The sequence below is a fragment of the Inquilinus sp. 2KB_23 genome (genome assembly GCF_052115705.1).
GTDB lineage: Bacteria > Pseudomonadota > Alphaproteobacteria > DSM-16000 > Inquilinaceae > Inquilinus > Inquilinus ginsengisoli_A.
The window spans coordinates 143,150-165,877 of sequence record NZ_JBFRHF010000005.1; the positions used below are offsets into that span (position 1 = coordinate 143,150).

General features: G+C 70.3%; 24 protein-coding genes. 9 read left to right on the forward strand and 15 right to left on the reverse strand.

All coding sequences use genetic code 11. The features are described 5' to 3' along the window. Positions 1-38: 38 nt before the first annotated feature. From AB4112_RS08455 to AB4112_RS08470, 4 genes are all read right to left on the reverse strand, one after another. Positions 39-170: a hypothetical protein gene (locus AB4112_RS08455; RefSeq protein ID WP_309791542.1), complete on the reverse strand. Its 132-nt coding sequence runs from the start codon at positions 168-170 to the stop codon at positions 39-41. 247 nt (positions 171-417) lie between these two features. Next, positions 418-1,182 (reverse strand): helix-turn-helix transcriptional regulator, encoded by a 765-nt coding sequence (locus AB4112_RS08460; RefSeq protein WP_309791544.1) that lies wholly within the window; start codon positions 1,180-1,182, stop codon positions 418-420. 107 nt (positions 1,183-1,289) lie between these two features. Next, positions 1,290-2,441, reverse strand: a complete 1,152-nt coding sequence (locus tag AB4112_RS08465) for an MFS transporter (protein WP_441718814.1) — start codon at positions 2,439-2,441, stop codon at positions 1,290-1,292. 248 nt (positions 2,442-2,689) lie between these two features. Beyond that, positions 2,690-3,391 (reverse strand): orotate phosphoribosyltransferase, encoded by a 702-nt coding sequence (locus AB4112_RS08470; protein WP_309791548.1) that lies wholly within the window; start codon positions 3,389-3,391, stop codon positions 2,690-2,692. Positions 3,392-3,508: 117 nt separating this feature from the next. Here AB4112_RS08470 and pyrC point away from each other — a divergent pair, with 117 nt between their 5' ends. Then, on the forward strand, positions 3,509-4,561 hold the full coding sequence (gene pyrC / locus AB4112_RS08475) for a dihydroorotase (RefSeq protein ID WP_309791550.1): 1,053 nt from the start codon (positions 3,509-3,511) through the stop codon (positions 4,559-4,561). A 27-nt stretch (positions 4,562-4,588) separates the two neighbouring features. Here pyrC and AB4112_RS08480 read toward each other — a convergent pair whose 3' ends face one another. The 4 genes from AB4112_RS08480 to AB4112_RS08495 all read right to left on the reverse strand — a co-directional run bounded on the left by AB4112_RS08480 (position 4,589) and on the right by AB4112_RS08495 (position 8,516). Continuing rightward, positions 4,589-4,747, reverse strand: coding sequence for a hypothetical protein (locus tag AB4112_RS08480; protein ID WP_309791551.1), 159 nt, complete (start codon positions 4,745-4,747; stop codon positions 4,589-4,591). A 50-nt stretch (positions 4,748-4,797) separates the two neighbouring features. Further along, positions 4,798-5,301, reverse strand: a complete 504-nt coding sequence (locus tag AB4112_RS08485) for a hypothetical protein (protein WP_309791552.1) — start codon at positions 5,299-5,301, stop codon at positions 4,798-4,800. Between the two features lie 232 nt (positions 5,302-5,533). After that, the gene (locus AB4112_RS08490) at positions 5,534-5,806 is read right to left on the reverse strand and encodes a DUF4242 domain-containing protein (RefSeq protein ID WP_309791553.1); all 273 of its coding nucleotides are present in this window, start codon (positions 5,804-5,806) and stop codon (positions 5,534-5,536) included. A 49-nt stretch (positions 5,807-5,855) separates the two neighbouring features. Further along, complete coding sequence (locus tag AB4112_RS08495) at positions 5,856-8,516, reverse strand: ATP-binding protein (RefSeq protein ID WP_441718543.1); 2,661 nt, start codon at positions 8,514-8,516, stop codon at positions 5,856-5,858. A gap of 117 nt (positions 8,517-8,633) precedes the next feature. Here AB4112_RS08495 and AB4112_RS08500 point away from each other — a divergent pair, with 117 nt between their 5' ends. Then, positions 8,634-8,972, forward strand: a complete 339-nt coding sequence (locus AB4112_RS08500) for a hypothetical protein (RefSeq protein WP_309791555.1) — start codon at positions 8,634-8,636, stop codon at positions 8,970-8,972. 36 nt (positions 8,973-9,008) lie between these two features. Here AB4112_RS08500 and AB4112_RS08505 read toward each other — a convergent pair whose 3' ends face one another. Then, positions 9,009-9,320, reverse strand: a complete 312-nt coding sequence (locus tag AB4112_RS08505) for an NIPSNAP family protein (protein WP_309791557.1) — start codon at positions 9,318-9,320, stop codon at positions 9,009-9,011. A gap of 146 nt (positions 9,321-9,466) precedes the next feature. Between AB4112_RS08505 and AB4112_RS08510 the strand changes: the two genes are divergently transcribed. Beyond that, positions 9,467-10,780 (forward strand): alanine racemase, encoded by a 1,314-nt coding sequence (locus tag AB4112_RS08510; RefSeq protein WP_309791558.1) that lies wholly within the window; start codon positions 9,467-9,469, stop codon positions 10,778-10,780. Between the two features lie 10 nt (positions 10,781-10,790). On the opposite strand, the gene AB4112_RS08515 is transcribed toward AB4112_RS08510, so the two are convergent. Further along, on the reverse strand, positions 10,791-11,396 hold the full coding sequence (locus AB4112_RS08515; RefSeq protein ID WP_309791560.1) for a DUF938 domain-containing protein: 606 nt from the start codon (positions 11,394-11,396) through the stop codon (positions 10,791-10,793). A 109-nt stretch (positions 11,397-11,505) separates the two neighbouring features. On the opposite strand from AB4112_RS08515, the gene AB4112_RS08520 reads away from it, so the two are divergent. After that, positions 11,506-12,132, forward strand: coding sequence for a glutathione S-transferase family protein (locus AB4112_RS08520; RefSeq protein WP_309791562.1), 627 nt, complete (start codon positions 11,506-11,508; stop codon positions 12,130-12,132). Between the two features lie 25 nt (positions 12,133-12,157). Then, complete coding sequence (gene pcaD / locus AB4112_RS08525; RefSeq protein WP_309791564.1) at positions 12,158-12,934, forward strand: 3-oxoadipate enol-lactonase; 777 nt, start codon at positions 12,158-12,160, stop codon at positions 12,932-12,934. Positions 12,935-12,947: 13 nt separating this feature from the next. On the opposite strand, the gene AB4112_RS08530 is transcribed toward pcaD, so the two are convergent. After that, a complete protein-coding gene (locus AB4112_RS08530; RefSeq protein WP_309791565.1) occupies positions 12,948-13,574 on the reverse strand; it encodes a LysE family translocator in 627 nt (208 codons plus the stop codon). Between the two features lie 255 nt (positions 13,575-13,829). Here AB4112_RS08530 and AB4112_RS08535 point away from each other — a divergent pair, with 255 nt between their 5' ends. Continuing rightward, the gene (locus tag AB4112_RS08535) at positions 13,830-14,690 is read left to right on the forward strand and encodes a hypothetical protein (protein WP_309791566.1); all 861 of its coding nucleotides are present in this window, start codon (positions 13,830-13,832) and stop codon (positions 14,688-14,690) included. Here the strand turns inward: AB4112_RS08535 and AB4112_RS08540 are convergent. Then, the gene (locus AB4112_RS08540; RefSeq protein WP_309791568.1) at positions 14,659-15,123 is read right to left on the reverse strand and encodes a DUF1579 family protein; all 465 of its coding nucleotides are present in this window, start codon (positions 15,121-15,123) and stop codon (positions 14,659-14,661) included. The two genes, AB4112_RS08535 and AB4112_RS08540, sit on opposite strands and share 32 nt — an antisense overlap. A 95-nt stretch (positions 15,124-15,218) precedes the next feature. Here AB4112_RS08540 and AB4112_RS08545 point away from each other — a divergent pair, with 95 nt between their 5' ends. Together AB4112_RS08545 and AB4112_RS08550 are read left to right on the forward strand one after the other, a co-directional pair. Further along, entirely contained in the window at positions 15,219-15,935 is a 717-nt protein-coding gene (locus AB4112_RS08545; RefSeq protein ID WP_309791569.1) for a helix-turn-helix transcriptional regulator, read from the forward strand. Positions 15,936-16,026: 91 nt separating this feature from the next. Beyond that, positions 16,027-16,215 carry a hypothetical protein gene (locus AB4112_RS08550; protein WP_309791570.1) on the forward strand — a complete coding sequence of 63 codons (189 nt, stop codon included), beginning with the start codon at positions 16,027-16,029 and terminating at the stop codon, positions 16,213-16,215. Between the two features lie 7 nt (positions 16,216-16,222). On the opposite strand, the gene AB4112_RS08555 is transcribed toward AB4112_RS08550, so the two are convergent. Together AB4112_RS08555 and AB4112_RS08560 are read right to left on the reverse strand one after the other, a co-directional pair. After that, positions 16,223-17,575 carry a sensor histidine kinase gene (locus tag AB4112_RS08555; RefSeq protein ID WP_309791572.1) on the reverse strand — a complete coding sequence of 451 codons (1,353 nt, stop codon included), beginning with the start codon at positions 17,573-17,575 and terminating at the stop codon, positions 16,223-16,225. After that, positions 17,559-18,236: a response regulator transcription factor gene (locus AB4112_RS08560; protein ID WP_309792236.1), complete on the reverse strand. Its 678-nt coding sequence runs from the start codon at positions 18,234-18,236 to the stop codon at positions 17,559-17,561. Before AB4112_RS08560 ends, AB4112_RS08555 begins: the two co-directional genes overlap by 17 nt. A gap of 209 nt (positions 18,237-18,445) precedes the next feature. Here AB4112_RS08560 and AB4112_RS08565 point away from each other — a divergent pair, with 209 nt between their 5' ends. Continuing rightward, positions 18,446-18,685, forward strand: coding sequence for a hypothetical protein (locus AB4112_RS08565; protein ID WP_309791573.1), 240 nt, complete (start codon positions 18,446-18,448; stop codon positions 18,683-18,685). An 11-nt stretch (positions 18,686-18,696) separates the two neighbouring features. On the opposite strand, the gene AB4112_RS08570 is transcribed toward AB4112_RS08565, so the two are convergent. Beyond that, a complete protein-coding gene (locus tag AB4112_RS08570) occupies positions 18,697-22,542 on the reverse strand; it encodes a hypothetical protein (RefSeq protein ID WP_441718552.1) in 3,846 nt (1,281 codons plus the stop codon). Positions 22,543-22,728: the final 186 nt, after the last annotated feature.

Genomic DNA, 22,728 nt, shown 5'->3' on the forward strand with positions numbered 1-22,728 from the left:
GACTGCGCTCCCAGGCGACGGCCTGACGCGGCGTCCGTTCACCAGTGCAGGGTGAGGAGGAGGGCCGTCGCCGACAGCGCCGTCCCGCCCGCCACGGCGGCGAAGGCCGGCCCGGCGCGCCACAGCAGCACCGCGAACAGCCCGACACTCGCCATCAGAACCGCATGCATCGCTCGTCCTCCCAGACCCTGCTTCCCCGCGCCACGCCCGCCGGCACCGGGATCGCAAGTCGACCTCGCCTTGCGACAACAACGGCATTTGCGTCGAATTGGTTCGTTCGAAACGCAAAAATCGACAGGTGACATCCTGTCCGGGCGCGATTCACGGAACCTCCGTGACGCCATCAGTGTCCCGGATCGGGACGAGGCCCTCAATCCCCCAAGATTAGGGGACGGCTGGGGTCGATCGCGGCGAGGATCAGTCGTCGAGCAGGCCCAGCACCCGCGCCGTGGCGACCGCCTCGGTGCGGCTGGTCGCCTCCAGCTTGCGCATCGCCGATGCCACATGGTCGTTGACGGCGTGGGTCGGCAGTTCGAGCTGGCGGGCGATGTCGGCGCTGGAGGCGCCCTGGGCGATCCGGGCCAGGCAGTCCCGCTCGCGCCAGGTCAGGTCGGCCCCGCTCTGGAGCAGGCCGACGGCCGCCCGGCGGACCGCTGCGTCGACGAGGCGCCGCTCGATCTCCAGCGCCTGGCCGAGATGGGGGCCGATCTGGCGCAGGAGGCGAAGCTGCTCAGGCTCCCATTCCGGCGCTCGCCGCGGCCGCCACAGCGAGATCGTGGTGGGAAGGACGCCTTCCTCCTCCCGGCCGCTGTCGATCCAGGACAGGCTGGCGTGCTGGTCCTGCGGCATCAGGAAGTCGTTGTAGAATTCGGTCCTGACATAGTCCCGGTCGGACAGCAGCATGCGGTCGAGGAAGACCGACCCCGCCGGCAGGCGCGGCAGCCAGGATCGGATCGGCAGGATCTCATGGTAATAGGCGCCGTAGAGCTCGACATAGGCGGGGTCGATCCCAGCGACCAGGGTCTGCACCGCCTGCCCTGGGGCGCTGCGCCGCTGCAGCACCGCGGCCCGGCCGCCGAGTATCCCCGACAGGGTGTCCAGCGCCACGGCCCAATCCGTGTCGCCGACCGCGGCGTCGTAGAGCTGTCCGATCAGATTCAGGAACGCGCGTTCATCCGGCATGAAGAATCACGATGGTGGCGGACCGGCCCCTGACCGGGCGGCCGATCCCGGCAACGGAGTGATATAGCACGCCGCAACCGTCGTCATCGGCGGTCCGGCGCCCCCCGCTACTCCGCCGGGGCCGACGCGATTTCGGAATCGAGCCGGGCCTTGCCGAAGGCGACGCCGCGCCGCTCGGGACCGAAGGCGATCAGCACGGCGATGACCACGGCGACGATCCCGGTCACCAGCGCCATCGCCATCCCGTAATCGTTGCCGTTGCCGACGGCGATGTGGGTCTGCAGCGTCAGGTTGATCGCCGCCAGCAGGTTGCCGGTCTGGTAGACGAAGCCGGGGAAGGTGCCGCGCGCCTCCTCGGGCGACAGCTCGTTCAGATGCGCCGGGATCACGCCCCAGGCGCCCTGCACCGCGACCTGCATCAGGAAGGCGCCGGCGGCCAGCGTCACGGCGCCGGAGGAGAAGGCCCACAGCGGCAGGGCCGGCAGCGCCAGCAGGGCGGCGATGACGATGACCCGGCGCCGGCCGAAGCGTTCCGACAGGATGCCGCAGGCCAGGCCGCCGATGATGGCGCCGATGTTGTAGACGATGGCGATCAGGCTGACCTCGTGCGGGGTCATGCCGTGCTGGACCTTCAGGAAGGTCGGGTAGATGTCCTGGGTGCCGTGGCTGAAGAAGTTGAACGCGGTCATCAGCAGGATGGCGTAGATCCCCAGCCGCCAGTGCCGCCGGATGGTGTCCAGCAGCGAGATCGGGGCGGCGGCGGTGCGGGTCTCGGTCCAGGACGGGGATTCCGGCACGCTGCGGCGGATGTACAGCACCAGCAGGGCGGGCAGCACGCCGATCATGAACATGCCGCGCCAGCCGATCGATTCGTAGAACAGGCCGTAGACCACCGAGGCCAGCAGGTAGCCGGTGGGATAGCCCGCCTGCAGCAGGCCGGAGACGAAGCCGCGCGACCTGACTGGGACCGTCTCCATGGTCAGCGAGGCGCCGACGCCCCATTCGCCGCCCATGGCGATGCCGTACAGCATGCGCAGGATCAGCAGCACGGTGAAGGTCGGGGAGAAGCCCGAGGCGAATTCGAGCAGCGAGTACAGCAGCACGTCGACCATCAGCGTCGGCCGGCGGCCGAAGCGGTCGGCGGCGCGGCCGAACAGGAAGGCGCCCAGCGGCCGCATCACCAGGGTCAGCGTCACCAGCCACGACGTGGCCTCGGCCCCGGTACCGAATTCCTGGGCGATGTCGGTCAGGATGAAGATTCGGTCAGGATGAAGATGAGGAGGAAGAAGTCGAAGGCGTCGAGGGTCCAGCCGAGAAAGCTGGCGACGACGACGCTGCGCTGCTGGGCGGTCCATCCCTGCATGTCGGAGCCTCTTGAGCCGTTGAGTGCGCAGGGCGGCGCCCCCTCCGTCGCCGCCCGCCGCCTCAACCCAGTTCATCCCTCGATGCCGCGCCCGTCTTGCGCGCATCGGGCATGGCTCATGTGCCGGAACCGAAGCTCCGGGGCTCAGTCGGTCGGCATCTGGTCGATGCCGCCATGCGCGGCCGACCAGGACACCGGGTCGTGCAGGAATGTCTCGACCTCGCCCAGGGTCTTGGTGTCGAAGTGGTTGCCGGCCTTGCACACCTCCAGCACGTCCCACCAGGTGGCCAAAGCGTGCAGCTCGACCCCGATCGAGTGGAAGAACTTCGGCGTGTCCTTGAAGATGCCGTAGTTGAAGATGACGAAGACGTGCTCCACCACCGCGCCGGCGTCGCGCAGTGCCTGGCAGAACTTGGCCTTGCTGCGGCCGTCGGTGCTCAGATCCTCGACCAGCAGCACGCGCTGGCCCTCGGTCAGCACGCCCTCGATCTGGGCGTTGCGGCCGAAGCCCTTCGGCTTCTTGCGGACATACTGCATCGGCAGCGCCAGCCGGTCGGCGATCCAGGCGGCGTAGGAGATGCCGGCGGTCTCGCCGCCCGCCACCGCGTCGATCTTCTCGAAGCCGATCTCGCTCAGGATGATCGAGGTGGCGAAGTCCATCAGCACGCCGCGGATGCGGGGGAAGGAGATCAGCCGCCGCGTGTCGGTGTAGACCGGGCTGGCCCAGCCCGAGGTGAATTTGTAGGGCGTCTCGACGTTGAAGCTGATCGCCCCGGCCTCGAGATAGGCCTGGACCGTCAGGCGGGCGATGGTCTTGCGGTCGGCAAAGCTGGTCGAGAGGATCATGGCGGGCTCCGGCGCAGGGGTTTGCGCGTCTTAGGGCGGGGACAGCCATCTGGCAAGCGGGCTTGCGGGGGAAAGCCCGCATGGCCATGATCCGCGCGCCGCTTCAGGGACCCCGCCATGACCACCCAGCCTGACCGCCTGACCCTCCGCCGCCCCGACGACTGGCACCTGCATCTGCGCGACGGCGCCATGCTGCGGGCGGTGCTGCCGCACAGCACGGCGCATTTCGGCCGCGCCATCATCATGCCGAACCTGACGCCGCCGGTGGTGACCACCGCCGATGCCGTCGCCTATCGCGACCGCATCCTGGCGGCGCTGCCGGCCGGGGCGCGCTTCACCCCGCTGATGACCGCCTACCTGACCGAGGGCACCGACCCCGACGACCTCGCCCGCGGCAAGGAAGAGGGCGTGCTGACCGCGGTCAAGCTGTATCCGGCCGGCGCCACCACCAACTCCCATGCCGGGGTGCGCGACCTCGCCAAGGTCCGGCCGGTGCTGGCGCGGATGCAGGCGATCGGCCTGCCGCTGCTGGTGCATGGCGAGGTGGTCGACCCCGCGATCGACATCTTCGACCGCGAGGCGGTGTTCATCGAACGCCACCTGCAGCCGATCCGCGCCGACTTCCCCGAACTGCGCATCGTGTTCGAGCACGTCACCACCCGGAACGGGGTGGATTTCGTGCTGGACCAGGGCGACGGCCTGGTCGGCGCCACCATCACGCCGCATCACCTGATCCTGAACCGCAACGACCTGCTCGTCGGCGGGGTGCGCCCCCACTACTACTGCCTGCCGGTGGTGAAGCGCGAAAGCCACCGCCTGGCGCTGCGGGCGGCCGCGACTTCGGGCGACCCGCGCTTCTTCCTCGGCACCGATTCCGCGCCGCATCCGGTGCATGCCAAGGAGGCGGCCTGCGGCTGCGCCGGCGTGTTCAACGCCCTGGCCGCGGTGGCCTGCTACGCCGAGGTGTTCGCGGAGGAGGGGGCGCTGGACCGCTTCGAGACCTTCGCCTCGCTCAACGGCCCGGCCTTCTACCAGCTGCCGGTGAACGACGAGACCATCACCCTGGTCCGCGGCGAGGACGACCTGCCGGAGCGGCTGGCGGTCCCGGGCGGCGACGACGTCCATGTCTTCCGCGGCAAGACCGTGCCGGGCTGGCGGGTGGAGGCATAGGCACGGCCGGCGGCCGCTTCCGAACCCTCAAAGGTACAATCCGACGTCGTTTCTGAGGTGCTCGCTCAGCGCGCTGATGTCGGGCGGCTTGCGGGCTGCCCTGGTCCGGCGGGCCGGACGCCACCAGACGGCGGCGCGCAGCAGGGACAGGCGTGCCACGCGCGCCGCCGCAACCAGAATGAACATGATCGCTGCCCATCGAACCAAGGGTGGAGAAGCGGGCCGCCCGGCGCGGCCTATTTGCCCATCTCCATCGCCGCGTCGCACGAGACGTTCGGGTTCATGTCGGCGAAGGTCCCGGTCGGGTTCGGCCGCCAGGCCCAGACATGAAGCTCGTAGAACGCATCCAGCCCGTAGCGGTTGGGGGCGCTGTTGAAGTTGAACAGCTGGCCCTCGATCGCGGCCGGGCCTTTGGAGGTGATGTACTCGACCGCCACCAGCTCGAGCTTGCCGTCGGGTTTCGGCTCGTACATCACCGCTTCGGGCCTGGCCAGATCGATCGCGTCGTCCTTCAGATAGGCGGCATTGACGTAGTGGATCCCCATGGCCCCCCCGCTCACGCCGCTGGCGCAGGGAATCGGGGTGTAGCCCTCGGCCGTGGCCGCCGACACGTCGTGAAAGCGGTCGTTGGCCGTGCGCACCTTGTCCGCCAGCGGATTGCCGGCCGCATGGGCGACCGCGGTGCCGATGACCATCAGGGATATGACGACGAGAGTCCGGGCATGGCGACGTGATTTCATCTGCCTCTCCATTTGATTGTGGATCGGGCGCCGCAGGCGGCGGGGCCGGGCTGGCCACCGTGCCTGCGGCGTCGATCGGGATGTTTGCGGTTTCGGAAGGGAATCGAGGCGTCGGCCCCGATCCGGTCAGGCGCGGCCTGGGCAGGCCCGGCGCGCTCGGCCTTGCGGGGCGCGGCCCGCCATCTTCGGCTGACGCGGCGGAGTCCGTCACCCGCCCCGCTGGAAATCCACCCTAGAGGTGGAAATACGGATCGAGCACGCGGACCTCGGTGATCCGCTCCACCGGCAGCCCGTTGCGGTCCGCGGCCTTGCGAATGGCCTCCGGGGTCGGGGCGTCGTAGATGCAGAAGGTCTGCTTCTTGTCCGCGGTCACATAGGAATGCACCCAGGTCACCCCGTGCTGGGCGTTGTTGGCGATGACGGTGGCCGCCGTCTGGCGGCCCGGCTGGTCGGGGGCGAGACCGAGTCCATCCGGGAAATGGCGTTCGATCAGATAGCGGGGCATGGCGTCGTATCTCCTGCTTGCGGCATCGGGCCGTGTTGAGGTGATCAGGCTATGCGCCGCGGCGTTCCCGCACATCGGGAGGGCTTCCCCATTTTGCGGTGGGGCCTTCCCCATTTTTCGCCATCAGATTCTGCTCATGGGCGATGCGAACCGCCTCGCCACGCGTCGCGGCACCGAGCTTGGCCAGCACGGACGAGACATGATGGTCGACGGTCTTGGAGGAGACGTGGAGCCGGTCGCCGATCCGGCCGTTGCTGAGGCCTTCGGCCAGGCAGCCCAGGATCTCCACCTCGCGCCTGGTCAGGCCAAGCGGGTTCCGGCGTGTGCTGGCCCTGGGCCCGCGCGGGATGCGGCGAACCCCCTCGCCGCGCATCCGCTGGCGCAGCATCGCGGCCGCGGGGGCCGCGCCGAGCCGATCGAAGATCTCTAGCGCCGCCAGCTGCGCCGGCTGGTCGCCATCGGCCAGCGCGCGCGCCTGCTCATAGGGGCAGCCCAGGCGGTGCCAGGCTTCGGCCGCGCGGTGCCAATCGCCCCTGATCTGCAGGACGAAGGGTGGCGCGGCCCAGCCCGGCGCGGCGATGGTGTCGCCGGCCCGCCAGCGCCAGAACGAGAACTCGCCCGCATGCCAGGGGTGGCGATGCCTGATCGCGAGATCGTAGACCGCCGTCGCCTCCGCCATCGCGCGGTCAGGCTCGCCGGCGAGCCATGCCGCCTCCGCCCGGGCGGCGCGGGCCGGCGCCAGGCGCTGCAGCGTGTCGGTCTGCAGCACCTGCTCGAGGGCTTCGTCAAGCACCGCGGCGGCACCCGGATCACCGCGCCGGGTCCGCACGCGGCCCAGGGCGATCAGCGCCATGATCCGGCTGACGGCCCCGACATGGGGGCGCTCGACCAGCGACACCGCGATGTCGCCGGCCTCGTCCCAGCGGCCCTGATAGAACCGCGTCAAGGCGAGCCAGGACCGCATGTAGTGGTTCGCATGATCCAGGTCGCGTTCGGCCGTGTAGGCGATGCCGTCGGCGAGATGGCGCTCCGCCTCGGCGAACTGGTACTGCTCGCCATAGCACGAGCCCAGATTCGAATGGGCGAGGCCGACCAGGGAGTCCAGCCCCGCGCGGCGCGCCAGGGCGAGGCTGCGGTCGAGATGCGGGCGGCCGCGCTCGTCTCCGAAGGCGAGCATCGCCGACCCCACGACATTCTCGGCGGCCGCGATGGTGGCCTCGTCCCCAAGACGCGTGGCCAGTGCGATCGCCTTCCGGCCCCAACGCACCGCCGGCTCGCGATCCCGGTGCAGCATCCGCAGATGGGCCTGGATCCGATAGGCGGCGGCCAATTGGCGCGTCGGGGGCAGCGCCTCCAGCACCTCGATGGCGCGGCGGCTCGCCTCCTCGGCGGCGGCGTTGCGGCCGCTCCGGACCAGGGGCCAGGCGAGGGCGGCGAGGTTCTCCCCCTCCTTCAGTCGGTCCCCGGCCTGGCGCCACAGCTCGATCGCCTCCTGGCGGGCCCGGCTGGCTTCGGCGAGGTCGTCGATGATGGCGCATTCCTCGGCATAGGCCTCGAGCAGCTGCGCCCGTTCGGCCGGCGGCCGATCGCCGGCGAAGCCGAGGACACGGAGATACTGGGCCGCCGCCGCCCGGTGGGCCCCGGCAGCGACGGCGGCACGGGCCGCCGCCGGCCCGAATTCGAGGACCGCGTCGCCATCGCCCGCGCCCTCGGCGAACTGCGCCAGCTGCGCCAGGTCGATGCGCCCGGCCCCGGAGGTCCTCAGGCCGTCGAGCGCCGATCGATGGAGCTCCCGGCGGCGTCCGGGCTCGAGATCGGTCAGCACCGCCTCGCGAACCAGCTCGTGCCGGAAGGAGATGCCACCTTGCGTCGCCTCGAGCAGTCCGGCCCTGATGCATTCGGCCAGGCCCTCGGCTGCGCCGCCAAGCACCCGCTCCACCGCGATATGGTCCATCCGGCTGCCGATCACGGCCGCGGCCTCCAGCACATATCGGCCGGCCGGCGTCAGCTTCGCCGCCCGGGCCAGCACCGCGTCGCGCACCGTCTTCGGAAGTCCCCGCTCCGCCCAAGACAGGATCTCGGTGATGAAGAATGGGTTGCCGCGGGTCTGCCGGTACAGCGCCTCGGGGTCGAACGGTCGGCCCGCGATCAGGCTGCGCACGGCGTCGATCGTCAGGCGCGGCGGCTCGATGCGGAGGGTCGCCCCCGACGTCGCCAGGTCGCCGAGGAGCACGCGGAGGGGATGCCGGGCGCCGACCTCGTCGTCGCGATAGGTGAGGATGAGAAGAACCTTGGTCTGCGCAATGCGGCGGCTCAGGAACCTGATGAGGTCGAGCGTCGCCTCGTCGGCCCAATGGATGTCCTCGATCACGAGGAGCGTTGGCCGGCTCGGCTCGTCAAGCAGGTCGAGCACGGTCGAGAACACCGCGGTGCGCGGCGCCTCGTCCTGCAGCTGCGCCAGCAGTCTTCCGCCGGTCTGGCGGGCGATGTCGTGCAACGGGCCGAGCGGCGAGGGGGTGAACAGCGCGTCGCAATGCCCCTTGAGGATGCGCATCGCCTGGCCGCTCGTCGCGATGAAGCGATCGACGAGTGAGGTCTTGCCGATACCGGCCTCGCCGTTGACCAGCGCGATGCGTCCCGCGTGGGCGCACGCCTCCTGCAGGGCGGCGGCCAGCAGCTGCAGTTCGTAGCCCCGTTCGAGCAGCTCCATCGGCAAGGCTCTGTCAGATTGGGTGGCCCATTCTGCCTCGCCTTCTGGGCAGGATCATGTCAGTGCCGGATGCCGGGCCGCTCCCGGATGGCCGTGGTTCAGGGCGGGTGCTAGCCTGTGCCGATGATCAGCTCAGCAGTGTTTCACGACGCGACGATTGCCCGTCTCTCCGTGGAGGGCAGCGTGATTCACATCGAAGTGAACGAATTTGCTTTGTCCCCGGTTGAGATGTGCCCGCCGACCCGCATCTCGATCCGGAATTGCCGAGAGATCCTTCGAGATGGCCTCCTGGCCGAGGGGATAGTGCCGGAATCCGAAGATGGCGAGATCTATAGGATCGAAGAGGATGCGGTCGGCATTACCTTGATGGTCATCTGGTTCAAATACAAACCGCGCACCGAGTCGCTCGTGGCCTACAAGTTTGTGGGAGCGGATTTGGACGTGACGGCTTTGTAGCCGTACCGGCTGTGAACGCCGACTGCCCCGTCCGGCTCAGCCCTCAGTCCCGACCGGCCGGAAGAATGACCGCTCGTAGCGCAGGAAGCAGCGCGTCTCCTTGGCATAGGCCATGGCCTTGGCGACCTCCGGATCCGTGGCGGCTTTGCGCCGGTAGTCCTCGTAGGCGGCGAAGCTGGGGAAGCTGAACAGCCCCAGCGCCACGTCGCTCTCGCCCTCGGACGGCAGGAAATAGCCGTGATGGGTGCCGCCGAACCGCGGCAGTAGCTCGAGCCACATCCGGGCATAGGTCTCGAACTCGGGAAGCTTGTCCTGATCGACGATGTAGCGGATGTGGCAGGTGATCATCGGCGGCTCCCTGGAGAAGGCGAGGAATCGGGTCGGTGCTGGTCTACCCCAGATTCGACGGTGCGGTGAGGGGAACAGATCCTCGCTTGACGCGGCCGCCGGTGCCGCCTTCGATGGGGCCGGAACTCATCGGAAGGAATTCGTCCGTGGCTGTCGCGATCGATGCGTTGGATATCACCGTGCTGGACGACCGCATCCGGGGCGTGCCGCCGGGGACCGCGCCGCTGCCGCTGGCGGCGGTGGCGGCGCAGGGCTGGCACCCCGCCGAAGGTGTGATGTCGCTGCCGGTGCTGACGCTGGACGAGGCCGCCTTCGCCGGCAACCGCGACCTGATGCTGCGCTATGCGGCGGAGCAGGGCGTGGCGATCGCGCCGCATGGCAAGACGCCGATGCTGCCGGAGCTGGCGGGGTCGCTGGTCGCGGCCGGGGCCTGGGGCGCCACCGTGGCCGACATCCGCCAGGCCGCGGTGATGCTGCATGCCGGGCTGAACCGCCTGATCCTGGCCAACGAGGTCGGCGGCCTGGGCGGCGCCGGGCGCCTGGCCCGGCTGCTCGACGCCTATCCGCAGGCCGAGCTGTATCCCTTCGTCGATTCGGTCGAGGCGGCCCAGGCGCTTGACACCGCCTGGCGCGAGGCCGGGCGGCCGCCGCTGCCGGTGCTGGTCGAGATCGGTGCCGGCCGCGCCGGGGCCCGCGACCTGGCCGCGGCCGAACGGGTGATCGCCGCGGTGGCGGCCAGCCAGGGCCGGCTGCGCCTGGCCGGCGTCGCCACCTATGAGGCCGCGGCGGCCAGCGCCGCCCCGGGCCGGGCCGAAGCCGTCGTCGCCGGGCTGGCCGAGCTGGCGGCGGCGACCTTCCAGCGCGTCCGCGCCGCGGCGGGCGCCGGCGCGCCGCTGATTGTCACCGCCGGCGGGTCCTACTATTTCGACCTGGTGGTGCGCCATCTCGGCCCGGTGGTCGCGGCGGATGGCGCGGCGACGCTGGTGCTGCGCAGCGGGTCGCTGTTCCTGGGCGACCACGCCTTCACCGCCCGCGGCCTTGCCGAGATCGATGCGCGCCAGGGCTTCCGCATCGGCGGCGAGGTCCGCAGCGCGGCCCAGGGCTTCCGCCCGGCGCTGCGGCTGTGGGCCGAGGTGCTGTCGCGGCCGGAGCCCGGCCTGGCCCTGTGCGGTATGGGCATGCGCGACGTGTCCTACGACCAGGACCTGCCGATGCCGCTGCGTCTGCACCGCAACGGCCGGGTGCTGGCCGATTTCGCCGGGCCGGACGACGCCCGGGTGGCCAAGCTGAACGACCAGCACAGCTTCCTGGCGCTGCGGCCGGACAGCCCGGTCGCGGTCGGCGACGTGGTCGAATTCGGCATTTCCCATCCCTGCACCTGCCTGGACCGCTGGCGCCTGGTCTGGGGCGTGGATGCGGCCGGCCGGGTCCGCACCGCCTATCCCACCCGCTTCGGCTGACGGCTGGCGGTCAGGCCCGCCGAAACACGACGCTGAGGTTGTTCGCCGGCATCTCGGTGACCGCCGGGCCTGCGAATCCGGCGGCGGCCGCCAGGGCGGCGACCGCCTCCAGGTCGCGCAGGCCCCAGGCCGGATCGCGGCTGCGCAGGCTGCGGTCGAATTCCTCGTTGCTCGGCGCGGTCGGCGCGCCGGCGCGGCGATACGGGCCGTAGAGGTACAAGGGTGCGCCGGGCGGCAGGAGGGCGGCGGCACCGCGCATCAGCCCTTCCGTCGCCGCCCAGGGCGAGATGTGGATCATGTTGATGCACAGCACCGCATTGGCCGCCGCGATCGGCCAGGGCGGCGCCGCCGCGTCCAGGACCAGGGGCGGGCGCAGATTGGCCAGGCCGCTCTCCGCCGCCCAGGCCGCGATGCTCTGCCGCGCCTCCGGGCTGGGGTCGGATGGCTGGAAGACCAGGTCCGGCATGGCTTGCGCGAAATGCAGGATGTGCTCGCCCGACCCGCTGGCGATCTCCAGCACCGTGCCGGCGCGGGGCAGCACCTCGCGCAGCACGGTCAGGATCGGGTCGCGGTTGCGCGCCGCGGCGGGGGCATGCTGGCGGTGATCGGTCATCATCCCGCCAGGATCGCACGCCGCCCCCGGCGATCCAACCGGGCGCGGTCGACTTCGGCGTGCCCTCCGGCCACACTGCGGCGCCAAGACACGCCGCGCGGCTGGAGACGCCATGATCACCGTCCATCACCTCAACGATTCCCGGTCGCACCGCATCCTGTGGCTGCTGGAGGAACTCGGGCTGCCCTATGCGGTCGAGTACTACCGGCGCGATCCGCAGACCCGGCTGGCCCCGCCCGAGCTGCTGGCGGTGCATCCGCTGGGCAAGGCGCCGGTGATCGTCGATGACGGCCGGGTGATGGCCGAATCAGGCGCCATCATCGACTACCTCATCCGCCGTCACGGCGGCGGCCGGCTGCAGCCGGCGCCCGACACGCCGGCCTATGACGACTATGTGCACTGGCTGCACTTCGCCGAGGGCTCGGCCATGCTGCCCTTGATCCTGAACCTCTATGCCGGGCGGCTGGGCGCGGCCGCGGCGCCGGTGCAGCCGCGGATCGACAGCCAGGTGGCCAGCCACCTCGCCTATGTCGACGGGGCGCTGCAGGGCCGGCCCTACCTGCTCGGCGATTCGCTGACCGCCGCCGACATCCAGCTCAGCTTCATCGGCGAGGTCGCCGGCGCCCAGGGCCGGCGCGGCGCCTATCCCGATCTCGACGGCTGGAACCGGCGGATGCAGGATCGCCCGGCCTACCAGGCCGCGGTGGCGAAGGGCGGCCCCTACGCCCTGGCGCGCTGACCCCACCCGACACGGAGCACCGACCATGCCTCACGTCACCGTCGACGGATGCCGCCTGCACTATCGCCTCGATGGGGCGGAGGATGCGCCGCCGCTGCTGCTGATCCACGCCGTCGGGGTCGATCTCGGCATGTGGGCGCCGCAGGCCGATCGCTTCGCCGGCCGCTTCCGGGTGCTGCGCTACGACCATCGCGGCCATGGCGGCAGCGACGTGCCGGTGGGGGCCTACAGCCTCGACCGGCTGGGGCGGGATGCGGTCGGGCTGCTCGACGCGCTCGGCATCGCCCGGACCCATGTCGCCGGCCTGTCGATGGGCGGGATGGTGGCGCTGTGGCTCGGCATCCACGCGCCGGACCGGGTCGACCGGCTGGTGCCCTGCTGCACCACCGCCTATGCCGGCGGCGCCGCGGTGTGGGACCCGCGGATCGCGGCGGTGCAGGCGGGCGGCATGGCGGCGCTGGCCGACGGCGTGATCGAGCGCTGGTTCACGCCGGGCTTCCGTAAGCGCGCGCCCGGCACCATCGCCGGCGTGCGCCAGACCCTGCTGGGCACCTCGCCGGAAGGCTATGCCGGCTGCTGCGCCGCGATCCGCGACATGGACCAGCGCGACGCGATCGGCCGCATCGCGGCGCCGACCCTGGTGATCTCGGGCGCGCACGACGCCGGCACCCCGCCGGAGCGGGGGCGGGAGATCGCCGCGGCGGTTCCGGGGGCACAATTCCTGGCCCTCGACGCCGCACACATCGCCAACATCGAACAGCCCGACGCCTTCGGCGCCGCGGTCGAAGATTTTCTGGGCTGAGACTTCGACCGATCTACCCCGCCGGCCGTCTTGCGGCGGCCAGCAGCAGGCCGAAGCCGATCATCAGGCTGCCGGAAATGCGGTTGAGCCAGCGGAACGGCCGGGCGGTGCGGAAGACGCGGCCCAGCCGGGCGCCGATCAGGGCGTAGGCGGTGATCGCCACGACTTCCAGCACCAGGAAGCTGGCGCCGAGCAGGGCGAAGCTGGCGGCGTAGTCCGACGGCACCACGAATTGCGGGAAAAAGGCGGTGAAAACCAGGATCGCCTTCGGGTTGCCCGCGGCGACCCAGAACTCCTGCCGGATCAGGGCCTGCAACGGCTGCGGCCGGCCGGCGGCGTCGCGGTCCAGCACCGGCGCGTCGGCGCGCAGCAGCTTGATGCCGAGCCAGACCAGATAGGCGGCGCCTATCCACTTCACCGCCGCGAAGGCGACCTCCGAGGCGGTCAGCAGCGTGCCGAGGCCCAGCCCGGCGACCGCGATCATGATGGCGAAGGCGACCAGCCGGCCCGATGCGGCGGCCACCGCGCGGAATGTGCCGTCGCGGGCGCCGTTCGACAGCGACAGCAGGTTGTTCGGCCCGAACGCCATGTTGATGGCGAAGCAGGCGGGCAGGAAGAGCAGGTAGTCGTCGAGCGTCATGATCGGGTCTCCTCCGGCCTTGCCGGTCGGCACAGCCTGCCAGAGATCCGGCGCCGGTGGAACCGGCCGGCGGCGGCATGAAGGCGCCAGATATTCTGATGAATTGGAGTAATTTTCACAAAATTTGAACTCAATGGCTGAAGAATTTCATCTTGGATTCATGGGTGAAAGATCGGATTGTCCAGCATAGTTGGCCTTCATCTGCATGATGCCAGGACAAGGATTTCTGTGTCGATCTCTCCCGATGCCATCGCGATGCGGTTCTATCTTGGCGGCGTCGAACCGCTGCTGTTCCGGTTGCGGAAGCAGCCGCGGCTGCGCCTGTGGGGGCACAGCGCCGCCGACCTGCCCGAGGCCCCGCTGACGCTGGAGGCGGAGGGCTGCACCGACGAGCGCTGCCGCCACATGGTCGAGAAGCATCGCGACTATCTCGCCAAATTCGCCCGGCGCGGCCCGGACGGCACCGCCGGCCTGTGGTACGGCACGCCCTGCCTGCTCGACCTCGACGGCTTCGCGGACGCCGCGGCCTATGAGCGGGACATCCGGAAGCACAGCTTCGGCTACATCCTGCGGGAGACGCGCAAGGCGGCCAAGGCCGGCTACCGCTGCCGGATGTTCGACCGCTTCGGCCAGGGCGACGACATGCGCGACATCGAGGCGTCGAAGCTGTTCCGCTCCGGCGGGCCGGTGCCGCAGGCCTTCGCCCAGCGCTTCGGCCGGGGCAGCGGGGTGAAGGGCGACCCGTGGCTCGATTCGGCCTGCCCGGCGCATTGGGCGGCCGACTGGGGCGTCTTCGTCGACGATGGCGGGCGGGACCGGCTGGTCGGCACCATCGTGCTGCGCCGGATCGGCAACATCATCCGCATCGTCAGCTTCCTCGGCCATGCCGACCACCTGTCCTCGGGCGCGATGAAGCTGCTGTTCGTCGAGATCGTGCGCTGGCTGCTGCGCCGCGACGATCCGCGGGTGCTGGGCGCGCGCTTCCTGCTGTACGGCGCGGCGGAGCAGGGGCGGCTGGGGCTGCTGCACTGGAAGCGCCGGCTGCTGGTGCGGCCCTTCGTCTTCGCCGATCCGGACGGGCCGGTCACCTCAGGCGCCGGAATTCCCCGCGCATGATCGGGGTGAAATCGGCCTGATCGGCCAGCCGGGTCTCGATCTCGTGGCGGAAGCGGTCGGGCCCGACGGTGAAGACCGACCGGCCGATGCCGCGCGGGGTGTGCTTGACCAGGATCAGCCGGTCGCCCTCCCAGCTGCCGCGCGACGGGGCCAGCGGCGGGAAGCCGTAGCTGTCGAACCAGAACCAGACGATCTCCTGCGCCGCCGGGTCGACCGTCAGCACGCCATGCGCGTCGAAGCGGCAGCCGCCCGCCCGCTCCTCGGCGAAGTCGTGGATCAGCGACAGCCGGGCCGGATCGAAGCGGAAGTCCCAGCGCCCCTTCGCCGGGCCGCTGGGGCCCCAGGGGTTGGGGAACACCTCCTCCTCGCCCTCCCAGGCGCCTTCAAGGCGGGCGAGGGACTCGTGCAACGGGCCGGGGGTCAGGGGCGTCATCGGGGACCTCGATCGGGTGATGGCGGCACCCTAGCGGCCCGTGAAATGGCGTGCTAACCGGATCGGGCCCGCCAATTGCGCATTCTGGCCAGGTCGTGCCGATTGAGATCCGCCGCTTCCGCCATGACGGCCGTTTCGACGGCCCGATCCATGCCCATGGCCGCGGCCAGCTTTTCGCCCTCGACCATGGCACCGCCCTGATCCGCAGCGCCGCGGGCGACTGGATCATGCCGCCGGGCCGGCTGTGCTGGATGCCGGAAGGCGTGCCGCACGGCGTGCTGACGCTGGGGCCGGTGGCTGGGCTTAGTCTTTATTTCGATGCCGGGACAAGCGCGGGCCTGCCGGACCGGCCGCAGGTGCTGCGGGCGCCGCCGCTGGCCCTGTCGCTGCTGGTCCGGATCGCCGAGGTCGAGGCCGATGCGGACCGCCGCTCCCGGCTGCTGGCGGTGCTGCTGGACGAGTTGCGGGCGGCGCCGGAAGAGCCCCTGCGCCTGCCGACGCCGCGCGACCCGCGGCTGCGCCGGATGACCGCAACGCTGGCTGCGGACCCGGCCGATCCGCGCCGCCTCGACGACTGGGCGGCCGAACTGGCCCTGCCGAAGCGCACGCTGGTGCGGCGCTTCAAGGCAGAAACGGGGCTGAGCTTCGTGCAGTGGCGTCATCACGCCCGGCTGATCCGGGCGGCGGCGCTGCTCGGCGCCGGGGGTTCGGTGACCGACACGGCGTTCGCCGTCGGCTATGACAGCGTCAGCGCCTTCATCACCCGTTTCCGGGCCGGCTTCGGCGTGACCCCTGGGCGATTCTCCGAGTAGCCGCCGAATTGTGGCAGGCCGGACGGGGATCGGCCCAAAGAAACCATCTTCCCCCTCTCAACTGGCGATCGACCAGCAGCGGGGGAAGAGGATGAGCCTGGACCACAATGACGCTTTCGACATCGAGCGGCCGGATGCCGACGAGGCCGCCCGGCATGCGCCGTCCATGACGGCACAGCCCGCTTGCGGCGGGGGCCGCTCGGCCGAGAACCGGGCCCGGATCGTCGCACATCTGCGCTCCACCCTGCTGATCGGCGACCGCTCGCAGGTCTGGGACTAGCGGCCGGTCAAGGGAACAGCAGCGACACTCTCAGCCCCGGGCGGTTGTCCGACAGCGCGACCGTGATGCGGTGCAGCTGGGCGGTGGCCGACACCAGGCTCAACCCCAGCCCGTTGCCCGGCGTGTTGCGGCTCTGCTCCAGCCGGTAGAAGCGCTGGAACACCTTGTCGCGCTGCTCCTCCGGAATGCCGGGGCCGTCATCGGCGATCACCAGCTCGGCCCGCCCGTCGGGCCGGCGGGCCAGGTGGATGTCGATCTGGGTTCCGGGCGGCGTGTGGCGCAGCGCGTTCTCGATCAGGTTGGCGACCATCTGCGACAGCAGGTCGACGTCGCCCGTGACCTCGACCGGCGGCGGGCTGTCCCACCGGATGGTCTGGCCGCTTTCCTCGGCCGTCGGCTGGAACACCTCGACCATGGTCGAGGTCAGCTCCGACAGGTCGCAGCGGGCGAAGCCCCGGCGCGCGCTGCCGGCCTCGAGCCGGGCGATGCGCAGCAGGGCGTTGAACACGGCCAGAAGCTGGTCCGCCTCGACGATCGCGCCCTCCACCGCCCGTTCGTATTCCGCCGTCGACCGTGATTTCAGCACCGCCCCCTCCAGCCTTTGGCGCAGCCGGCCCAGCGGGGTGCGCAGGTCGTGGGCGATGTCGGTGGAGACCTGGCGCAGCCCGTCCATCAGGGCCTCGATCCGGTCGAGCATGGTGTTGACGATGTCGGTCAGCCGGTCGAACTCGTCGCCGGTCTCGCGGCCCGGCAGGCGCTGGGTCAGGTCGCCGTCCATGATCTTCTGGCAGATGCGGTTGATGGCATCGACCCGGCGCAGGACGCCGGCGCTGACCAGCAGCCCGCCGCCGACGCCGAGGATGGCGGTCGCCAGCAGGCTCCAGCCAAGGCCACGCAGCCACAGCTCGCGGAGGTCCTCGAGCGGGGCGCGGTCGGCGGCGACCAGCAGGAATGCGCCATCCGGCAGGATCTTCCCGACGCCGCGGAGGTCGCGGTCGTCTCCGGGGGGGCCGGGGAGGCTCAGGTCCTGGGCCCCCGCCGTCGGCGGCATCACCGGCAGGTTGCCCACAAGGCGCTTGCCGTCGCGGTCCTGGTACAGGAAGAAGCCGGGGCTGTTCGGATCGCTCTTCAGGCTCTGTTCGATGTCCGAGGCGATCTCCTCGGGCGGATCGCGCGGATAGTCCTCGGTCAACTCGGCGACGATGGCGGTCAGCGAGCCGTCGAACTGCCGTGCCGTATAGCCCGCGGTCGCCCAGTAGAGCACGCCGAGGATCGCCGCGACCGACAGGCCGAACACCCCGGTGTACAGCGCGGTCAGCCGGAAGCTGGTGGTGCGGAAGATCCTAACCGGGCGGGCCAAGGCGGTACCCGGCGCCGCGGATAGTGGTCAGCAGCTCTCCGGCGAAGGGCCGGTCCAGCTTCCGTCGCAGCCGGCTGACATGGGCCTCGACCACATTGGTGGTGGGGTCGAAGCGCAGGTGCCAGACCTTTTCCAGCAGCATCGTCCGGGTCACCACATGGCCGGCGTTGCGCAGGAGGTATTCGAGCAGCTGGAACTCCCGCGGCTGCAGCTCGATCGGCTGGCCGGCCCGGACCACGGTGCGGCGGATCAGGTCGACCTCGAGATCGGCGACGCGCAGCACCGTCTCGGCCGAGGCCTGGCGCGCCCGCCGGCCCAGCGCGTCGACCCGCGCCAGCAGTTCGGCCAGGGCGAAGGGCTTCGGCAGGTAGTCGTCGCCGCCAGCCTCCAGCCCGGCCACCCGCTCGTCGATGTCGCCGAGCGCGGTCAGGAACAGGACCGAGGTCCGGATGTCGGCGGCGCGCAGGCGCCGGACCAGGGCGAGGCCGTCCAGGCCGGGCACCATCCGGTCGACGATCAGCAGGTCGAAGGCGCCGCCGGCGGCGGCGAGGAAGCCGCGCGGACCTTCGGCCACGGTCTCGACCCGATGCCCTGCGCCGGCCAGGCCCTCGGCGACATAGGCCGCGGTGTCGGCATCGTCCTCGATCAGGAGAATCGTCAGCGTCTGCAAATCGCATCCCCGGACAACAAGCTGTCAAAGATATGATATGCGATTTATCGCCGACGATCAGCCATTTTCCAAATGTGGCGGAGGTTAATTATCGGTTAACTGGGGAAACTCTGTTCATATCGAACGGACGGAGAAGTAAATTCAGGAAACTGAAGGTCTGGTTTCTTTCTCTTGTTTATAAGTAGTGACAGGTGAAGCGGATGGTTGTGGATCGCAGTGGTCGTCCGGCGGAGCCGCCGCAGACAGGGGGGCAGCCGGATCCGCTCGACGGTTCGGGCGCCGCCGATGCATCGGACGGGTGGCATGAACCGGACCGGCTCACCGCCGTGCCGGAGGGGCTGGTCATCGCGGGCGGGCGGGCACCGAAGAACCAGTCCCGGATCGTCGAGCACCTCAAGGCGGTGCTGCTGGCGCCCGCCGGCGTGCGCCACTGGGACTAGCGGCCGGCCGCCTACAGCACGAAATCTGCGGCCGCCAGGGTGACCGCGCCGGTGAGCGCAATGTCGAAATCCGCCACGCCGTCACCATTGACGTCGCCGGCCACCAGCGTCTGGCCGCCGGACTGGGTGACCCGGATCTGTCCCGCTGCCGAGAAGGCCGCCGCGCCGATGAAGGCGAAGGCCTGATCGCCGGCGACGGCCGTGTTCGCATCGATCAGCGTGAGCTGGATCCGGTCGCCGGCCGCATGGCTGAAATCGGTGATCAGGTCGTGCGTCGCCGCCCCCACCGGGCTGTGCGCGACGGCCGACAGGATGAAGCGGTCGGCGCCCGCCCCGCCGGTCAGCGTGTCCGCGCCGGCACCACCCTCCAGGGTGTCGCTCCCGTCATTCCCAGCCAGCACGTTGACGCCGGCGTTGCCGACCAGGGCGTTGGCCAGCGCATTGCCCGTGCCGTTGATCGCGCCGGCCCCGAGCAGGGTCAGGTTCTCGATCTCGCCACCGAGCGACCAGGTGATCCGCGACAGCACCGTGTCGATGCCGCCGCCGGCGGCTTCGGTCACGACGTCGCCGGCATTGTCCACGACAAAGGTGTCGTTGCCGCCGCCACCGAACAGCCGGTCCGCCCCGGCGCCGCCGTCCAGGATATTGGCGGCATTGTTGCCGACGATGACGTTGGCCAGGATATTGGCGGTGCCGCTGATCGCCGCGGCGCCGGTCAGGACCAGGGTCTCGATTTCGGCGCCGAGGGTGAAGCTGACCGACGACCGCACCGCATCGGTGCCGCCGCCGGCCGCCTCGACCACGACGTCGCCGGCATTGTCCACGACATAGATGTCGTGGCCGCCGCCGCCGGTCATCCGGTCCGCCCCGGCGCCGCCGTTCAGGGTGTTGGCGGCGGCGTTGCCGGTGATGGTGTTGGCCAGGGCGTTGCCGGTGCCGTCGATGGCGGCGGCGCCGGCCAGGATCAGGGTCTCGACCTCGGCGCCCAGCGTGTGGGTGACGGAAGACTGCACCGTATCGACCCCGCCGCCTGCCGCCTCGACCACGACGTCGCCGGCATTGTCGACGATATAGGTGTCGTTGCCGCCGCCGCCGGTCATGCGGTCCGCCCCGGCGCCGCCGTTCAGCAGGTTGGCGGCGGCATTGCCGACGATGGTGTTGGCCAGGGCGTTGCCGGTGCCGTTGATCGCCGCGGCGCCGGTCAGGACCAGGATCTCCAGCGTCGGGCCGAGGACATAGGTGATCGAGCTCTGCACCGTGTCCGTGCCCTCGTTCGCATTCTCGGTGACGATGTCGCCGGCATTGTCGACGATGTAGGTGTCGTTGCCGGTGCCGCCGGTCATGCTGTCGGCTCCGGCACCCCCGCTCAGCACGTCATTGCCGCCGAGGCCGACCAGCCGGTCCGTCCCGGCGCCGGTGGCCAGGACATCGTCCAGGGCGTTGCCGGTGAGGGTGTCGCTGCCGGATCCGGAGGTGAAGCGGATGCGCTCCACTCCGGTCATGTAGACGCTGAAATCCGATGACGAGGACGACGTGTCCGGCGCCAGCAGCTGGAAGGTCAGGTCGGCGGTCACGGCGCTGCGGTCCACCACGGCGGTGTCCAGGCCGATGTCGCCATAGGCGGAATCGCTCCCCGCCCCGGTCTCGAGGATGTCGTCCCCCTGGTTCCCGTTCAGGGTGTCGTTTCCGGCCCCGCCCTTGAGGCGGTCGTCGCCGGTTCCGCCATAGAGGTAGTCCCGCCCGGCGCCGCCATCGAGGATGTCGTTGCCGTTCTCGCCGGACAATGAGTCTTCCCCCGCGCCGGAGGTGACGGTGTCCACCCCGGCCCCGCCGCGGAAATCGAGGCTTTCGATGCCGATGACGGTGGTCCCGTCCGACGCCAGGGCCGACACCGCCGGCGATGCGACGGTCAGGGCGAAGGCGACGGCGAGGTCCGTCCGGTCCAGCACCAGCTGGTCGGTTCCGGCGCCGCCGTCGATCGCGTCGACGCCGGTGCCCGACTGGATGCGGTCGTCGCCGTCGCCGCCGTCGATCGTGTCGTTGCCGGTGCCGCCATAGAGGTAGTCGTTGCCGAGGCCGCCGCCGAGGCGGTCGTTGCCTTCGTTGCCGGAGAGGTCGTCGTCGCCGGCCCCGCCCGAGGCGATGTCGTTGCCGGTCCCGCCGCTGAGGCTGCTCCGTCCGTCGCCGCCGATGAGGGTGTCGTTGCCGTCCTCGCCATAGGCGCCCTCGGTGTAGCCGGACGGATTCGCCACGCCGGTGTCGAGCGTATCGTCGCCATCGCCGCCATAGAGGTAGTCGGTGCCGTCGCCGCCGTTCAGCTGGTCGCCGCCGGCCCCGCCCGACAGGGTGTCGTCGCCGGCGCCGCCATTCAGCCGGTCCGCGCCGGCATTGCCGCCGAGGCGATCGTTGCCGCTGCCGCCGGTGACCGTGTCGATGCCGGATCCGCCGGCGAATTCGAAGGTCTCGATGCCGGTGATCGTGGTGCCGTCGCTGGCGGTCGCCACCGCGCCGGGCGCGCCGAGCGCGAGGGTGAAGGCGGTCGTCAGGTTGGACCGGTCGAGCGACAGCCAATCGATGCCGCCGCCGCCGTCGATCGCCTCCGTCCCGGCACCGAGGACGGCGCCGAGGCCGGAGGAGATGGAGTCGTCCCCGAGCCCGCCCTTGATGTCGTCCGCGCCGGCGTCGCCATAGATCCGGTCGTTGCCGGTGCCACCGTCGATCCGGTCGATCCCATCGCCGCCATAGAGGTAGTCGCCGCCGGCGCCGCCGGAGAGGCTGTCATTGCCGGTGCCGCCATCCAGCGTGTCGTCGTCATCGCCGCCGGAAAGGGTGTCGTCGCCGGATCCGCCGTTGAGGCTGGCGGAGGCGATCCCGCCGATGAGTGTGTCGTTGCCGCCCTCGCCATAGGCATATTCGGCGTAGGTGCTGAACGTGTTGGCCCCGGTCGACAGGGTGTCATTGCCTTCACCGCCGTAGAGGGTGTCGACCCCGTCGCCACCATTCAGCACGTCGTTGCCGTTGTTGCCGCGGAGGGTGTCGCCCCCGGCGCCACCGGTGATCGTGTCCGTCCCGGCGCCGCCATAGACCGACAGGGTCTCGACGCCGCGGATGGTGGTGCCGTCGCTCGCCGTGCTGGTAGTGCCCGGCGAACCCAGCGTCAGGGTGAAGGCGACGGACAGGGCGCTGCGGTCGAGTTCGGCCCAGTCCTTCGCGCCGGCGCCGCCGTCGATCGCGTCGACGCCCGTGCCCGAATAGATCTCGTCGTCGCCGTCGCCGCCATTCAGCGTGTCGTTGCCGTCCTGGCCATTGAGCACGTCGTTGTCGCCGCCGGCGGAGAGGGTGTCGTTGCCGCTGCCGCCGTCGAGGGATTGCGGTCCGGCGCCGCCGGTGAGGATGTCGTTCCCGCCTTCGCCATAGGCATATTCCCGGTCATAGATCGAGCCGGACCCGTTCCCGGTGTCGAGCTGGTCGTTGCCGGTGCCGCCATACAGGGTGTCGCGGCCGTTGCCGCCGATCAGGATGTCGTCGTTGGACCCGCCGCGGATCGTGTCGTTGCCCGCGCCGCCGGTGATGCGGTCGGCACCCGAACCGCCATAGACGTCGATCTGCTCGACATTGAACAGCGTCGTGCCGTCGGATGCGGTGGTGGTCGTCGTCGGGGCGTCCAGCGTCAGGATCAGGGCGGTTCCCAGGTTGGAGCGGTCGAGATAGGCCGTGTCGACCCCGTCGCCGCCGTCGAAGCTGTCGACGCCCTGCTGCCCGTACAGGTAGTCGTCGCCGCCCAGTCCCTGAAAACTGTCGTTCGAATTGCTGCCGAACAGGGACTCACCGAACGCCGTACCGATCAAAACGGTCACAATAAAACTCCCCGGACATGTATTATTTGTAAAAATTCTAGCCTTTATGGTCTCGACGACGATCGTATGCAGATCTATTGAATCGCTTCTTAAGCAAAGATAGCGCAAATTTTATGCAAAGCGGAGTCGGATCGCCGATGAGACGCTATTGGGCACGGTGAGGCCCAATTGGGTGCAGCGGCTGCA

Excerpts from the sequence above, each read along its gene's own strand:
- AB4112_RS08470 (WP_309791548.1), bottom strand. The coding sequence starts at position 3,391 with ATGATCCTCTCGACCAGCTTTGCCGACCGCAAGACCATCGCCCGCCTG.
- AB4112_RS08495 (WP_441718543.1), bottom strand. The coding sequence starts at position 8,516 with ATGGAGCTGCTCGAACGGGGCTACGAACTGCAGCTGCTGGCCGCCGCC.
- AB4112_RS08455 (WP_309791542.1), bottom strand. The coding sequence starts at position 170 with ATGCATGCGGTTCTGATGGCGAGTGTCGGGCTGTTCGCGGTGCTGCTG.
- AB4112_RS08480 (WP_309791551.1), bottom strand. The coding sequence starts at position 4,747 with ATGTTCATTCTGGTTGCGGCGGCGCGCGTGGCACGCCTGTCCCTGCTG.
- AB4112_RS08485 (WP_309791552.1), bottom strand. The coding sequence starts at position 5,301 with ATGAAATCACGTCGCCATGCCCGGACTCTCGTCGTCATATCCCTGATG.
- AB4112_RS08505 (WP_309791557.1), bottom strand. The coding sequence starts at position 9,320 with ATGATCACCTGCCACATCCGCTACATCGTCGATCAGGACAAGCTTCCC.
- AB4112_RS08490 (WP_309791553.1), bottom strand. The coding sequence starts at position 5,806 with ATGCCCCGCTATCTGATCGAACGCCATTTCCCGGATGGACTCGGTCTC.
- AB4112_RS08460 (WP_309791544.1), bottom strand. The coding sequence starts at position 1,182 with ATGCCGGATGAACGCGCGTTCCTGAATCTGATCGGACAGCTCTACGAC.
- AB4112_RS08520 (WP_309791562.1), top strand. The coding sequence starts at position 11,506 with ATGATCACCGTCCATCACCTCAACGATTCCCGGTCGCACCGCATCCTG.
- AB4112_RS08535 (WP_309791566.1), top strand. The coding sequence starts at position 13,830 with ATGCGGTTCTATCTTGGCGGCGTCGAACCGCTGCTGTTCCGGTTGCGG.
- AB4112_RS08550 (WP_309791570.1), top strand. The coding sequence starts at position 16,027 with ATGAGCCTGGACCACAATGACGCTTTCGACATCGAGCGGCCGGATGCC.
- pcaD (WP_309791564.1), top strand. The coding sequence starts at position 12,158 with ATGCCTCACGTCACCGTCGACGGATGCCGCCTGCACTATCGCCTCGAT.
- pyrC (WP_309791550.1), top strand. The coding sequence starts at position 3,509 with ATGACCACCCAGCCTGACCGCCTGACCCTCCGCCGCCCCGACGACTGG.
- AB4112_RS08530 (WP_309791565.1), bottom strand. The coding sequence starts at position 13,574 with ATGACGCTCGACGACTACCTGCTCTTCCTGCCCGCCTGCTTCGCCATC.
- AB4112_RS08540 (WP_309791568.1), bottom strand. The coding sequence starts at position 15,123 with ATGACGCCCCTGACCCCCGGCCCGTTGCACGAGTCCCTCGCCCGCCTT.
- AB4112_RS08565 (WP_309791573.1), top strand. The coding sequence starts at position 18,446 with ATGGTTGTGGATCGCAGTGGTCGTCCGGCGGAGCCGCCGCAGACAGGG.
- AB4112_RS08515 (WP_309791560.1), bottom strand. The coding sequence starts at position 11,396 with ATGATGACCGATCACCGCCAGCATGCCCCCGCCGCGGCGCGCAACCGC.